13 protein-coding genes are annotated in these 14,449 nt (G+C 44.0%); 1 reads left to right on the top strand and 12 read right to left on the bottom strand.

All coding sequences use genetic code 11. The features are described 5' to 3' along the window. Window positions 1-8: 8 nt before the first annotated feature. From C505_RS0113740 to fliR, 11 genes are all read right to left on the bottom strand, one after another. Window positions 9-749 (bottom strand): flagellar motor protein, encoded by a 741-nt coding sequence (locus tag C505_RS0113740; protein WP_018693201.1) that lies wholly within the window; start codon window positions 747-749, stop codon window positions 9-11. Continuing rightward, a complete protein-coding gene (locus C505_RS0113745; RefSeq protein WP_018693202.1) occupies window positions 742-1,836 on the bottom strand; it encodes a protein-glutamate methylesterase/protein-glutamine glutaminase in 1,095 nt (364 codons plus the stop codon). The genes C505_RS0113740 and C505_RS0113745 overlap by 8 nt, the downstream gene beginning before the upstream one ends. A 15-nt stretch (window positions 1,837-1,851) precedes the next feature. Further along, window positions 1,852-4,038 (bottom strand): chemotaxis protein CheA, encoded by a 2,187-nt coding sequence (locus C505_RS0113750; protein WP_018693203.1) that lies wholly within the window; start codon window positions 4,036-4,038, stop codon window positions 1,852-1,854. 12 nt (window positions 4,039-4,050) lie between these two features. Further along, on the bottom strand, window positions 4,051-4,875 hold the full coding sequence (locus C505_RS0113755; protein WP_018693204.1) for a protein phosphatase CheZ: 825 nt from the start codon (window positions 4,873-4,875) through the stop codon (window positions 4,051-4,053). A gap of 18 nt (window positions 4,876-4,893) precedes the next feature. Next, window positions 4,894-5,274, bottom strand: coding sequence for a chemotaxis response regulator CheY (gene cheY / locus C505_RS0113760; protein WP_026317968.1), 381 nt, complete (start codon window positions 5,272-5,274; stop codon window positions 4,894-4,896). A 51-nt stretch (window positions 5,275-5,325) separates the two neighbouring features. After that, window positions 5,326-6,045 carry an RNA polymerase sigma factor FliA gene (locus tag C505_RS0113765; RefSeq protein ID WP_018693206.1) on the bottom strand — a complete coding sequence of 240 codons (720 nt, stop codon included), beginning with the start codon at window positions 6,043-6,045 and terminating at the stop codon, window positions 5,326-5,328. Beyond that, window positions 6,042-6,923, bottom strand: coding sequence for a MinD/ParA family protein (locus tag C505_RS0113770; protein ID WP_018693207.1), 882 nt, complete (start codon window positions 6,921-6,923; stop codon window positions 6,042-6,044). Before C505_RS0113770 ends, C505_RS0113765 begins: the two co-directional genes overlap by 4 nt. Further along, window positions 6,916-8,394 (bottom strand): flagellar biosynthesis protein FlhF, encoded by a 1,479-nt coding sequence (gene flhF, locus C505_RS0113775; protein ID WP_018693208.1) that lies wholly within the window; start codon window positions 8,392-8,394, stop codon window positions 6,916-6,918. The genes C505_RS0113770 and flhF overlap by 8 nt, the downstream gene beginning before the upstream one ends. Window positions 8,395-8,408: 14 nt before the next feature. Next, window positions 8,409-10,502 carry a flagellar biosynthesis protein FlhA gene (flhA, locus tag C505_RS0113780; RefSeq protein WP_018693209.1) on the bottom strand — a complete coding sequence of 698 codons (2,094 nt, stop codon included), beginning with the start codon at window positions 10,500-10,502 and terminating at the stop codon, window positions 8,409-8,411. Window positions 10,503-10,589: 87 nt separating this feature from the next. Beyond that, on the bottom strand, window positions 10,590-11,720 hold the full coding sequence (flhB, locus tag C505_RS0113785) for a flagellar biosynthesis protein FlhB (RefSeq protein WP_018693210.1): 1,131 nt from the start codon (window positions 11,718-11,720) through the stop codon (window positions 10,590-10,592). 23 nt (window positions 11,721-11,743) lie between these two features. Then, window positions 11,744-12,517 (bottom strand): flagellar biosynthetic protein FliR, encoded by a 774-nt coding sequence (gene fliR / locus C505_RS0113790; RefSeq protein WP_026317969.1) that lies wholly within the window; start codon window positions 12,515-12,517, stop codon window positions 11,744-11,746. Between the two features lie 804 nt (window positions 12,518-13,321). Between fliR and C505_RS0113805 the strand changes: the two genes are divergently transcribed. Continuing rightward, window positions 13,322-13,786 (top strand): DUF2721 domain-containing protein, encoded by a 465-nt coding sequence (locus tag C505_RS0113805; RefSeq protein WP_018693213.1) that lies wholly within the window; start codon window positions 13,322-13,324, stop codon window positions 13,784-13,786. A 13-nt stretch (window positions 13,787-13,799) separates the two neighbouring features. On the opposite strand, the gene tmk is transcribed toward C505_RS0113805, so the two are convergent. Next, window positions 13,800-14,447, bottom strand: a complete 648-nt coding sequence (tmk, locus tag C505_RS0113810) for a dTMP kinase (protein ID WP_018693214.1) — start codon at window positions 14,445-14,447, stop codon at window positions 13,800-13,802. Window positions 14,448-14,449: the final 2 nt, after the last annotated feature.

A 14,449-nucleotide genomic window follows, 5' to 3' on the forward strand; every position in this document is an offset into this window, starting at 1 on the left:
ACAACTTCTCAACGTATATAAGCAGATAGTTTTAATTCGATGCTTCGAGGATTATCCCCACTCGCTATTCCACAAAAACCTTCAAGCATCATTTCTTTATATAAGGATTCATTTTGGCTTTGTGCTTTTAATTTATTTGCCACGGGAATATAGATGAAGTTAGCAAAACCAACACCATAAACAGTGGCAACAAATGCAGTCGCAATCCCTTGGCCAAGTAACTCAGGTTGTTGCAGGTTTGTCATTGCCTGTATCAAACCAAGCACTGCGCCGATGATACCGATAGTTGGGCTGTAACCACCCATCGCCTCAAAAAATTTACTGGCTTTAATATTTTTATCATATTCCAAAAAAATATCTGCATCGAGGCTGCTACGTAGGATCTCAGGTTCAACACCATCTACAAGCATATTGAGTGCCTTGCTTATGAATGGATCGACTTCATGGAGTGCTTCCTCTTCTAGAGAAAGAAAGCCATTTTGCCGGCACTCAAAAGACCATCGAGAGATACTTTCTATCCCCTGTTCCATATGCAGATCGGGCGGAAATAACACCTTTGGTAGTATTCGTAATGCGCGTAGAAATAAATCCATATGACTTTGCAGTAAAGTGGCGCCGAGTGTGCCCCCAAAAACAATAAAAAAAGCAGGGATATGGAATAAAGTTCCTACGACTCCACCTTCTACTGCAAACCCCCCAATAACTCCAACAAATGCGATCAGTAACCCCAGAGGGGTTAATTTATCCATGCCCCATCTCGTTTAGTATTCTTTCTGCCATATCATCTAATGCGATTGGATCTTCAGCCAGACCAGCAGTAACAACTGCTTGAGGCATCCCATATACGACACAGCTTTGTTCATCCTGGGCTAAAACTTTTGAACCATGTTGCTTTAATAATCTTGCACCTTCGCGTCCATCCGCTCCCATCCCAGTTAACACTACCGCAAGTACTTTATCTTTATAGATTTTAGCGACACTACCAAATGTAATGTCAACACTTGGTTTATAGGTCACTTTCCCCGTATTATCTTCTTTGATCACCAACTTTGGTGGACTTGAAGAGCTATCCAGAAACATTTGCTTTCCACCTGGTGCAAGATAGGCAGTCCCTGGTGCAAGCACATCCCCTTGTTCTGCTTCTTTCACATTGATTTTGCAAAGTGAATTCATACGAACCGCAAACGTCGGTGTAAATGCAGCAGGCATATGCTGAATCAGTAAGATCGGGGTTTTAAAATTTTCAGGAAGCTGAGTAAGAATTTTTTGCAGAGCAACGGGCCCACCCGTTGATGTTCCAATGGCAAGAAGCTTAAAATCCATTCGACGTGATGGCGCTGTTGATTTTGCACGCTTGGGAGCTGCACTTTCTTTTGCAGCTGGTGCCGCAGGTTTTGCCGACCTTGTTCTTGGCGCCGGAGATGAGCGCATAAAAGACTTCCGCCTTGCAACAGCTCGCACCCGTTCTTGTAAAAGTTCAGTTGCTTCCTTTTTATCCCGAGCAATATCTTCAAACTTTTTGGGAAGAAAATCTAAAGCACCAGCTTCCAAAGCATCCAGTGTTGCTTGCGCACCTTCATGTGTCAGCGAAGAAAACATGATAATTGGTACTGGTGAATCCTTCATGATTTCTTTCACAGCAGTTATCCCGTCCATGACCGGCATTTCGACATCCATTGTGATCACGTCAGGTGATAAACTTTTTGCCTTTTCAACCGCTTCTTTCCCATTGACAGCCGTATCCAACACAGACATTTCTGCATGAGAATTAATAATTTCTGAAACACGGCGTCGAAAGAAACTACTGTCATCAACAACCAGTACTTTAATTGACATGGGATAACATCATCCTTATCTTAATTGTATTTTTGAACGTGATGCATAACGTTTTAATAAGCTAGGTACATCTAAAATGAGCGCAATGCTCCCGTCAGATGTAATGGTCGCACCAGCCATACCAGGCGTTCCCTGAAGTAAGTTATCCAGTGGCTTGATGACCACTTCTTCCTGTCCAATCAACGAGTGAACAACAAATCCTACTTGCTGTGTACCAATCTGAACGATGACAACATGGCCTTCATTTTTGTCCTCAGATGATGACGAAGACGCATAAGAACGACATAACCACTGCTCAAGATAGAATAACGGAATCGCCTTTTCGCGCACGATAATCGTCAACTGTCCATCGACATTATTGGTCTTCGTTAAATCTAAATGGAAAATTTCATTGACCGTTGCAAGTGGCAATGCAAAAGGTTGTTCGTTTACAACAACCATAAGTGTTGGCAAAATCGCAAGAGTGAGTGGGACTTTGATTTGCAGAACAGTCCCTTCTCCTTTTTGAGATTCAATATGGATCGAACCATTGAGCTGGTTGATCTTCGTCTTCACAACATCCATGCCGACACCACGGCCAGAGATATCAGAGATTTCTTCTTTGGTAGAAAAACCAGGTGCAAAAATCAGGTTATATGCTTCTGTATCTGGCATTCTTTGCGCAGCATCTGCATCCAATACACCACGCTCAATGGCTATATTTTTCAATTTTTCAGGATCCATCCCTGCACCATCATCTTTGATTGTGAGGAGGATGTGATCACCTTCTTGAGACGCTGACAACTTCACTGTACCAACACGGGGTTTACCAACACTTTCCCGTTGATCGGGCATCTCTATTCCGTGATCCACTGAATTTCGAACCAAGTGGACCAATGGATCTGCCAATGCTTCAACGAGGTTTTTATCCAGATCCGTTTCTTCACCTTCCAGTTGTAAGGTAATCTCTTTATTCAAGCTGCGGGCCAAGTCACGAACAACTCGAGGGAAGCGGCCAAAAACTTTCTTGATCGGCTGCATCCGTGTCTTCATCACCGCACCTTGCAGATCGGCGGTCACTACATCCAGATTAGAAATTGCTTTGCCCATACTTTCATCGGCAAGCGAACCACCGAGACTGACTAAGCGGTTCCGCACGAGAACAAGCTCACCAACCATGTTCATAATCTGATCGAGTCGTTTCGTATCAACACGGACCGTTGTTTCTGCTTGTGGCGCTTGACTGCCACCACCAGATTTAGCAGCGGCTGGTGCTGCAGGGGCAGATTTTGCGGCGGCGGCTGGCTTCGCAGCAGGTTTTGGAGATTCTGCTGGTTTTGGTGCAGGTTTTGGCTTCTCTTGCTTCGGAGGCTCCGCTTTCGGGGCTTCTGCTTTTGGAGGCGGAGGAGCAGACGCTGGTGCCGGTGCTTCACCTTCGCCAGGCCCTTTCCCGGAACCATGCAGCTCGTCTAATAGTGCGTCAAATTCATCATCCGTAATTTCATCATCCCCACCACTTGATGGCGCTGGAGCTGGCGGTGTCTCAGGTGCAGACTCACCAGCACTAAACTTCCCTTTACCGTGGATCTCATCAAGGACGTTTTCAAATTCATCATCAGAGATTTCATCTTCAGAAGCAGATTCTTCACTCGGTTCTGAGCTTTTTCCATCCCCGTGAAGTTCATCTAAGAGTTGTTCAAATTCATCTTCGGTGATTTCATCAATGCTTTCCCCTTCTGATGAGGTAACCGTATCAATCTCTATAAACTCATCTTGAGGTGCCTCTGGTTCCGCAGCAGGAGCTTCTGGTGCTGCCGAAGCTTCATCTTCACTTTCTGGTTTTGAAAGCTTTGTCAGCATTTCGATAAGCGTGGGATCCGCTGGGCTCGTAGGCTCACGGTTTTGCACGCATGCAAACTGCTCGTTGATAGTATCCAATGCTTGAAGGATCACATCCATGAGTTCGGCTGTGACACTCCGTTGGCCATTTCTTAGAATATCAAAAACGTTTTCAGCACCATGACAAGCTTCAACAAGATCCGTTAACGCCAAAAACCCTGCACCGCCTTTCACTGTGTGGAACCCTCGGAATATTGCATTGAGCAAATCCGTATCTTCGGGATTATTTTCCAATTCCACAAGCTGTTCAGAGAGTAGCTCGAGTATCTCTCCAGCCTCGACTAAAAAGTCCTGCAAAATGTCTTCATCAAGATCATACGCCATGCGCAGCTCCCGTTAAAATCCAAGACTAGACAATAAATCGTCAACGTCATCTTGCCCAGAAACGACATCATCTCTGGTGTCCGCATCCATGATTGGTCCTTCTGGGTCCGCAGCACCAATTTTCTTCTCTGCTGCAACTTCAGATGCTTTTTCCTGATCCGTATCTCCAAACACGGTCAACAAATGGATCAGACTGTCTTCAACCTCTCTGGTCAGTTCAATCACGCGACGGATCACCTGTCCAGTCAAATCTTGAAAGTCCTGTGCCATCAGGACTTCTGTCATCAATAGGTGTAACTGAGCAGAATCTTGCTCTGCTTCAGTAATAAATTCATCCAGCTTATGGCATAAATCTTTGAATTCACCAAGTTCTAACTCTCGGCTCATCAGTTTTGCCCATTTGGGTTTAATGGAAGAAATTCCTTCATTGAGTTTGTCTGCGATTGGGAGACTTGACTCGACAGCATCCATCGTTTTATTGGCGGCCTGCTCCGTCATATCGATGACATAATTGAGTCGTTGTTTCGCATCGGGAATATCTTCCGTTGCCAGATTCGATAGGCGAGCATCTAGCTGGAAATTTTTTAAGGAGTCATGAAGCTGGCGAGTGAGCTTACCGACTTCACTAAATAGTTCCGATGTATCTTTGCCCTCCATTGCCGCAGCCATATCAGCGATGCTCATTTCTCCAGCTGCGTCTGACTCATCTTCATCAGTTGATGGAGGACACGACATCTGCAATATCTCATTTGCAGCTTCATTTTCCCCATTCTCAAGGTGGGAGACAAGCTGTTTGGCTTGCTCAAGCGTAATCAATGGAGCAATAGTCGCAGACATCGAGTTCTCCTCATCGCTTTACAGGCGCTCAAATACTTTATCTAATTTGGTTTTAAGCGTCGCAGCAGTAAAAGGCTTCACGATATAACCATTTACACCAGCCTGTGCAGCAGCGATTATTTGCTCTTTCTTGGCCTCAGCTGTCACCATGAGTACCGGGATGTGCTTTAATTTGTCATCCGCGCGGATTGCCCTCAGCAGGTCAATACCTTGCATACCTGGCATGTTCCAATCGGTCACAACAAAATCAAAGTCCCCCCCTTGCAACATTGGCAAGGCCGTACTCCCGTCATCAGCTTCTTGTACATTTGTAAAGCCAAGATCTCTCAGAAGATTTTTGATAATCCTTCTCATCGTAGAAAAATCGTCTACAACAAGAATTTTCATATTTTTATCCAAAGCACCCTCCAGTGAGGCTCGTCTGCTCGTTAAAACTTCACATCTCGCAAATCATGTCCAGGCTTTCATTCTTGCTTTTAATCGCAACATCGCCTGGCTATGAATTTGGCTTACGCGAGATTCACTAACATTGAGAACTTCACCAATCTCTCGCAAGTTTAGTTCATCATCGTAATACAGGGAAAGCACCAATGCTTCTCTTTCAGGTAAGGAGCTAATCGCTTGAACCAAAGCCTGTTGGAAAGCGTCAGATGCAAACCCTTCAAATGGTTCGTCCTGTTCCTTGTCTTGGTTCTCAGGAGAAATTACGTCCTCGGTGACACCCAGATCATCAATGCCAAGGATCTTGCCACTACTGACATCTCTAAGCATATGATGGTACTCATCAAGACTTATATCAAGTTTTTCAGCGACTTCTGTATCCTTCACGTCACGGCCTAGTTGACCTTCCAATTCGTTGATTGCATCCGCTATCATACGACTGTTCCGGTGGACAGAACGCGGCGTCCAATCCCCACGACGAATTTCATCAATCATCGCACCACGGATCCGGATCCCTGCAAATGTTTCAAATGCAGCCCCTTTAGACCCATCAAAATTCTTTGCAGCTTCCAATAAACCTATCATGCCAGCCTGGATCAGATCGTCCACAACCACACTAGCAGGTAAACGTGCCATCATGTGATGCGCTATCCGTTTCACCAAACCTGCATGGAGCTCAACGAGCTGCTGCATTTGATCGGCACTGCCATAGGCTGCAAGCTTATTCACAAATCTTCCTTCGCCAACTGATGATGATTAATTAATTGTTCAATGAAAAATTCTAAGTGTCCTGATGGCTGATCTGGCACCTGCCAAGTCTCAATTTTCATTGCTAATTTTTTTATTGCTATTGAAGCGGGTGAACTGGGATGGAGATCCACAACAGCACGTTGCTTTCGAATTGATTTTCTGACGTTTTCGTCTTGCGGAATAATCGCAACCAATTCCAAACTCACATCCAAAAAGCGTTCTGTTACTTTAGATAGCTTAGCAAAGAGTTCCTGACCTTCACGCAGAGATCGCACCATATTTGCAACGATTTTAAAGCGCTGCACTTGATAGTCCCGTCCCAACACCTTCATCAAGGCATAAGCATCCGTGATTGATGTCGGTTCATCACAGACAACAACCATCACATCTTGAGATGCTTTAGCAAAAGAGAGAACCATATCGGAAATCCCCGCAGCCGTATCCACAATCAAAACATCACATTGACTTCTGAGTTGACTGAAAGCTTGGATCAATCCAGCATGCTGAGTGGGTGTTAGGGAGACCATAGACTGGATACCGGAAGAAGCTGGCACAATTTTGATACCCGCAGGTCCTGTGACTAAAATATCTTCCAGATCGCATTCACCTGCCAAAACATGGGAGAGATTTTTTTCAACACGTAAACCAAGCAGAACATCACAATTTGCCAACCCGAGGTCAGCATCAAGTACGAGCACTTTTCGCCCTTGTTGTGCAAGTGAAATGGCTGTATTTAATGCCACATTGGTTTTACCAACACCACCTTTTCCACCTGTGACTGCGATTACTTTTACGAGATGATTTTGATTCATATTTCGTAGGCCACTGGCCTGATCTCTGATGACTTGTTTATCCATAGGTTCCTACTGACTGACCATCATTATCAGAATACCACAAGTGCTTTGTTCTACTAATATTTTCCTGCATTTCAAGCGCCTGATTGATTAAATGATCTGCAGTAGCGAGCAATATATCTTCTGGGACGCGTTGCCCATTTGTTAAATATCCGATCGGAAGTGAATGTTGTAAAGAAACGCTGATAATTTCACCTAAACTACGACTTTCATCTAGTTTTGTAAAAATACAGCCAGCGATTGGAATTGTCTTAAATTGTTCGATTGTATCCTCCAAAACATGACGCTGTGCTGTCGCTGATGCAACCAAGTATGTCCGAATGCGGAAGTGGCGATGATTCACCAATGTGTCTAAATGTTTTGCTAAACGCAGATCACGTTGTCCCATTCCAGCTGTATCAATTAAAACAAGTTTTTTATTTCGAAAACCTTCCAAAACAACCTGCAATTTTTCAACGGACTCCGCCACTTTAATCGAACAGCCAATGATTTTGGCGTAAGTAGCAAGTTGATCGTATGCACCAATGCGATAGGTATCTGTTGAAATCAGTGCAACCTTATCAGCGCCATGCTTTTGCGCAAAACGCGCCGCCAGTTTTGCGATTGTTGTGGTTTTCCCTACACCTGTCGGTCCTACCAGTGCGAAAACACCACCACGCTTTAATATTTCATTATTCGTTGTATTGATTTGTCCTTTTAAAAGTTCAAGGCCATGGGACATTGCTTCTTCTTCTGAGACATCTTCTGGAATAAAGCATGCCAGCTGATCAGACATCTGGTCAGACAGTCCTAAACTTTGCAGCCGCTCTAAAACTAAAGCACGGCGAGGTTCTCTGCGAGCCAAATCCTGCCACATCAAACCGGAAACCTGATGTTCGAGCAGCATTCGCATCGAGGCCATTTCATTTTTCAATGTCAGCATTTCGTCACGTTGTGCGCTCATCAACTGATCGACATCAGTTTGCGATAGACGACTCGAAGTATTGGGTTGTCGTTGACGAAATGAATCCTGAAAATGCTGTTCAGACTCACTAAGCGGTGCTGATTGGGCCAATTCTTTTGGCTGTTGTTCTGACTGACGAGATTGTAACTCTTCAATTGCTTGTGTTTGCGCTTTCAGTGCTTGTGATAGTGCACCAGGCTTTGAAAATGCCTCTTGAGAGATCTTACTGTCGTTCGATTGACGTGCTAATAAAGCATCGAGAGAAGATGCGAAGCTTTCACCACTTTTCGCAGGTATATCTACAACACTCTGTTTTGCTACGCGTTCAGCTTGTGGTTCTGCTTTTGCTACGGTTTGTGGCCTCGCTTTGCGAATTGGTTCAACAGATGTGTCATTATCAACCGCAGCAACAACTTCGACACCTTCAGGGGTTTTCTTATTGGACATGATCACTGCTTCATTACCGAGTACAGCTTTGACTTCACGAAGTGCGGTTTTCATGTCTTTTGCTATAAAACGTTTAATCTTCATTTTCCCTTCCTCTGTTACTGCCCAATCGCGCTGACAATTTTAATCTGTTTGTCATCAGGTACTTCCTGATAAGAAAGTACTCGCAAACCTGGGATTGTATGCTTCACAAACCGGGCCATCACGCTACGTAAAATCCCTGACGTCAGCAGAATGGAAGGTTCTCCATTCATTTCAAGCTCATGGTTTGCCTGTTTCAGTGACTGCTGAAGGCGTTCAGCAAGACCTGGTTCGATACCTGCACCTTCATCCCCAGTCACTTGCATAGACTGATGCAACATCTGTTCCAACTCAGGTGCCAAAGTTATGACAGGTATTTCATCAGCATGTCCAACGATTTCCTGAACGATGAGCCGGCGTAGGTTAATTCGCACCGCAGCCGTTAATACATCTGGGTCGACACTCTTCGGTGCATATTCTGTCAAGGTCTGTACAATGGAGCGCATATCGCGAATCGAAACACCTTCATGAAGTAAGTTCTGCAATACTTTGACGACAGTGCCAAGTGGTACAATCTCTGGAACCAATCCTTCAACAAGCTTTGGATGATTTTTTGCAAGCATATCGAGTAGATTTTGAACTTCTTCATGGCCCAGAAGAGTGGCTGCATTATTCATGAGGATCTGGCTAAGGTGCGTTGCAATCACAGTTGCAGCATCCACAACTGTGTAGCCCAATGTCTGCGCCTGTTCACGCTGACTCGACTTGATCCAGACCGCATCTAAGCCAAAGGCTGGATCTTTCGTTGCAATCCCTTCTATTTTGCCGAAGACTTGACCTGGGTTAATCGCCATTTCGTTATCGTGACGTAATTCTCCACCACCTGTGCCGACACCCAGTAGCGAGATATTGTAAGCATTCGGATCTAAATCTAAATTATCACGAATATGAACAGGCGGGACGAGGAAGCCTAGTTCTTGAGAGAGCTTTTTACGGACACCTTTAATTCTAGAAAGTAGTTCGCCACCCTGGTTTTTATCCACCAGCGGGATCAAGCGGTAGCCAACTTCCAGTCCGATTACATCAAGTTGACTCACATCATCCCAACTAATTTCTTTACGCTCTGGTGGTGGCCCTTGCTCAACCGGAGTCTGAACTTCTGCTTTAGCTTGCGCTGCTCTTTTTGCAAAATATTTCCGAGAATACGCAACACCCGCTAAAACAGTCGCGAAGCTAAGGAAAGCAAAATGTGGCATACCTGGTACTATGCCCATCACGAAGAGGACAGTCGCAGCAATATAGAGCGCTTTTTCATTCCCAAGCTGTTTGGTCACTTGGTCGCCCATATTGTGCTCTTCGTTCTGGCGTGTGACGACTAGTGCGGTTGCGATTGAAAGCAATAGTGATGGGATTTGTGCAACCAGACCATCACCAATGGTGAGTAAGGTATAAATTTCACCAGCATTCGCAAATGGCAAGTCATGCTGTACCATCCCTATAAATAATCCACCGATGATATTGATAAATAGGATCACAATCCCAGCAATCGCATCCCCTTTCACAAATTTACTCGCACCATCCATTGCACCGTAAAAGTCGGCTTCTTGGCGGACTTCTGTTCTCCTCGTGCGTGCTTCTTCCTGCGTAATAAATCCAGCGTTCAAATCCGCGTCAATTGCCATTTGTTTCCCTGGCATTGCATCCAATGTAAAGCGGGCATTCACTTCTGAGATCCGACCTGCACCTTTGGTGATGACGACAAAGTTAATGATGATCAAAATCAGAAAGACCACGAGACCCACTGCAAAGTTACCACCAATCACCACAGAGCCGAATGCTTCAATAACCTTTCCTGCGGCACCCGTGCCCTGATGACCTTCCAACAGGACAACTCGGGTACTCGAAACATTCAGGGCAAGTCGCAAAATCGTCGCAATCAGAAGAATACTTGGGAAAACACCAAAATCGAGTGGTTTTAAACTATAAATCGCAACCAGTAAAACAACCAGCGATAAAGAAATGTTAAACGAGAAGAGGATATCGAGCAGTAAAGGCGGAATGGGAAGAACAACCATTCCAAGTGCTGCAATGATCAGTAATGGCGCACCGACACCTTTAATGATCGATAAGTCACCTTGTTTGATTTGGTCGATAATTCCAGATAACGCCATATACCGCTCTTCTCTACTTGCAAAAAATTGACACAAGTTGAGAAAAGCAATAATCAGGCCAAGATAATTAAATTAAAATTCAATAGGTTAATATCTAAAATTTGGTGGAATCGGTAAGTTTGATGCAAGTTTGTTTGGTCGCTTTCCTTTTCCAGCTTTGAATTTTTTCAGCTGATAAACATAGGCAAGGACCTGGGCCACCGCAACAAATAACTGCTCTGGAATCGGATCATCCAATTCGGTTGTATAGTATATCGCGCGAGCAAGCATCGGAGCTTCTACCAGCGGGACCTCATGGGCATTGGCGATTTTCCGAATTTGCCTCGCAACTTCATCAGCACCTTTCGCGACAACAATTGGCGCTGCGCCATCTCCACCATCATATTTGAGGGCAACAGAAAAGTGAGTCGGGTTGGTGACAACAACATCAGCTTCTGGGATTTGCTGCATCATTCGGCGTTGAGACATTTCCATTTGCAGACGACGAATACGGCCTTTGACCTCTGGAGAACCTTCCGTATTTTTATGCTCGTCTTTGATTTCTTGCTTTGTCATCCGCAACTGCTTCATATGATTCCACTTTTGATAGGGCGCATCAACAACAACAATCACCATCAAGCTACTCACAATGATCAGTGACAACCAAATAAAAATCTCAGCTGCATCGATCATATTGAGTGGCGTTCTTTCAATGCTTAACCGAATGATATCAATGAAAAAAGCATCTAATAGGAAGTATGTACTGAGTGATACGACCAGTACTTTCAAAATTGATTTAATGAGTTCAACAAGTCCATTTAATCCAAACATCCGTTTGAAGCCTGCTAGTGGACTCATTTTACTCCACTTTGGCTGGGCGGCTTGCATTGAAAAATTAAACCCTCCCAATAGGATATTTCCTATAAAAGAAGCGATAAGTACCAAAATAAATAGAATACTCAAAGGCCAAACAATCGGTTCGAATGCAATGGCCCAAGCCTCAGTCATTTTCGTTGTATCAAAAGCTTGGTCACGATTGAGACTAAATAAGGAATGCATAACCTGCATAAGACCTATAGCCAGCTCATCCCCAACGATAAGAAAGCCAACCGCACTTGTGATCAACACTGCAGCAGTGCCCATTTCACGGGAGCGTGCTACTTGGCCTTTCTGCCTTGCGTCCTCAAGACGCTTGGCTGTGGGTTCTTCTGTTCGTTCCTGATCACTGGATTCAGCCATTTAGTTTGCTTCCAATTTGTTGCTTAGCACTTGGCTATATCACACATTAAGACAACAGCACGATCCCAATGGATTTCAAAATGATACATGAAATTTCCAAGCGTCAACCAAATGATCATTAATCCAGTTGTCATCGTAATTGGGAAGCCAAGTGAAAAAATGTTCAGTTGTGGCGCTGCACGGGTCATCACACCAAATGCAAATTGAATCAGTAACATCGCAGTGACAGGCGCAAGAGCGAGGCTTGCTGCCGTCAAAAAGACGTAAGTACCCCACGCGATCACCTTGGTGTAATTAACAACCGACCACCACTCAGTAGAAATCGGCAATAACTCAAAACTATGGACTAACATCAAAAACATCGTCAAATGCCCATCAATTGCCCAAAAAATTAGAGTCCCCAAGATCAGATAAAATTGACCAACTGCTGGTACATTGAGCCCATTGATTGGGTCAACAATTGACGCAAAACCCAAGCCCGTTTGCATCGCAAGAATTTGGCCTGCAAGAATAAATGCATTCAAAAATAACTGGGAAATAAAGCCAATCACAATGCCAATGAGTAATTGCTGTGCCACGACCAAGATCATTTGAAAGGAAAATAGTTCTGTAAAACCAGATGGCGGTAAAACAGGGATCAACATTAAACTAAATGTCACAGCTAGTGCTGTTTTTACACGAGAAGGGATTGACTTCCCCCCAATACCAGCCATCGTTAAAAACATTCCGGACACACGACTAGATACAAGCAAGAAGTCTGCAAGAAACTGCATGATCATCGCAAAAGGATACTCAATCATGCATTTTATCTCTTCGTTTAAACTGAATTTTCTTCATTGAAAGTAAATACTCGTGAGTGATTGGGAAATTATAAATGATTTCAGAAAGATAATCTGTAAAAGAGCGTCATTTATCCTTCCAGATCATTGTGTATTCTGGCCGCTTTTCCTCATACTTTTGAAGCAGTTCAAAATCTCAAACGATACAACAAGAAAAGGCGAACTCTATGCAAAAAATACACGTTTTCTTCCTATCATCACAGCAATATATGGGCCACAATTTATCGCAGACTGTGGTCAGGACTGTCGTCATCAACAAGATGTTTGCATTCAAGTGAAAACAAGGATCTCTTGATCTTTCGGAAATGCACGCTGTTACCGCTGAAAAAGCTTCAATCAAGGCGTGAGGAGAGAAATTTGGTCATTACATGAGATAACCCGAGCTGCGCTGACCTTCAACAAAATGCCGTAGATTGATTCAACCCAAATCGATTACGATGGGTACAACGTCATGCAGTGTTGGAATTTTGACGCCAGCCATGGGAGAGGCTATCTACGCAGACATACCTGGCTCTTTTTTTGAATTATTTTCATACTGTGCAAATTCCATTAACATGAAGAGGCGATATTTCAACATATTGTTTTTTATATTTTTTTCACCTATCTAATCTAACGAAATATGGCCCAAATATCGAATACACCGCATAAAAAATCGTGAAAAATACAAGAGAATTCATTTTTCAACCCATATGAAAATAGAGTCCTCGATATTCAAAAAATGGATTGCTAAAATAGCACTTTTGATGTTGAAAGGCGTAAGTTGTGGAACCGAGTGTAATTGATATCGTGACAATCGGAAAAGTTGTTCAAGCAGCTGTTGCACCCGTATTTTTACTGACAGGTATTGTTGCTCTACTTGGTGTCTTGTCGACTCGATTAGGCCGATTGACAGATCGCGCACGCGTGTTAGAAGCTAGAATTCAAAATAATGAAGGCACAGAACAAGCTAAGACACTCAATCTGGAACTTCTCCTGATTTGGAAACGGGCACGTTGGATCACACGCTCCTTCAGCTTAACGGTTTTATCAGCCCTTCATATTTGCTTGGTTGTCGTTTCACTATTCTACAGCCACTTTGCTTCCGTCAATCTGTCTAAAGTCATTTCCGTACTCTTTATTCTTGCCATGGTTTTTCTCATTATGAGTCTCGCTGGACTATTAAGAGAAATTTATATGGCCGCAGAAGGAATTAAGAAAGGTATGAAAGGGACAAAAGGGAAGGCTTAACCTTCCCAAGGTATTAAAGAACAATGCCAAGTTTCTCTTCCAATGCCTTGCAAATATCATTGGTGACTTGCTCAACGGGCTGATCACCATTGATGAGGACATAGTGCTGTGGATCACGCGCTGCGATTTGTTGAAAGCCTTCTCGTACTTTGCCATGAAACTCATGTCCTTTCTTTTCAAAGCGATCTTCAGCGCCGCCTCGTTTGAGTGCTCTGGAGAGTGAGACTTCTGGGCTGACATCCATAATAATCGATAAATCAGGCTGAAAATCACCGACAACCATCTCATGTAAACACTCAACTCTTTCTAAACCAAGCTCCCCTGCAATGCCTTGATAACAGCGAGATGCATCCGCGAAGCGATCACAGATCACCCACTGACCTTTCTCTAAAGCAGGAAAAACGGTATCTCTTAAATGTGCACGGCGAGACGCATACATCAGAAGTAATTCTGTCATCGCATCCCACTTGCCTGGTTCACCTTTCACCAACAGCTCTCTCACTTCTTCGGCAGAAGCAGAACCACCTGGCTCACGTGTCACAATCACATTTTTACCAATGGCCTTCAGCCGTTGATAAATTTGCTGGATCTGCGTGCCTTTCCCTGCGCCATCCATGCCATCAAATACTATCATCATGCCTGATTGATTCACTTCGCTCATAC

Origin of the sequence: Algicola sagamiensis DSM 14643 (genome assembly GCF_000374485.1) — a bacterium.
Taxonomy (GTDB): domain Bacteria; phylum Pseudomonadota; class Gammaproteobacteria; order Enterobacterales; family Alteromonadaceae; genus Algicola; species Algicola sagamiensis.

What these genes read in the sequence shown, in the direction of transcription:
- C505_RS0113740 (WP_018693201.1), bottom strand. Translation starts at nt 749, where the DNA reads ATGGATAAATTAACCCCTCTGGGGTTACTGATCGCATTTGTTGGAGTT.
- C505_RS0113745 (WP_018693202.1), bottom strand. Translation starts at nt 1,836, where the DNA reads ATGTCAATTAAAGTACTGGTTGTTGATGACAGTAGTTTCTTTCGACGC.
- C505_RS0113750 (WP_018693203.1), bottom strand. Translation starts at nt 4,038, where the DNA reads ATGGCGTATGATCTTGATGAAGACATTTTGCAGGACTTTTTAGTCGAG.
- C505_RS0113755 (WP_018693204.1), bottom strand. Translation starts at nt 4,875, where the DNA reads ATGTCTGCGACTATTGCTCCATTGATTACGCTTGAGCAAGCCAAACAG.
- C505_RS0113770 (WP_018693207.1), bottom strand. Translation starts at nt 6,923, where the DNA reads ATGGATAAACAAGTCATCAGAGATCAGGCCAGTGGCCTACGAAATATG.
- flhF (WP_018693208.1), bottom strand. Translation starts at nt 8,394, where the DNA reads ATGAAGATTAAACGTTTTATAGCAAAAGACATGAAAACCGCACTTCGT.
- flhA (WP_018693209.1), bottom strand. Translation starts at nt 10,502, where the DNA reads ATGGCGTTATCTGGAATTATCGACCAAATCAAACAAGGTGACTTATCG.
- flhB (WP_018693210.1), bottom strand. Translation starts at nt 11,720, where the DNA reads ATGGCTGAATCCAGTGATCAGGAACGAACAGAAGAACCCACAGCCAAG.
- tmk (WP_018693214.1), bottom strand. Translation starts at nt 14,447, where the DNA reads ATGAGCGAAGTGAATCAATCAGGCATGATGATAGTATTTGATGGCATG.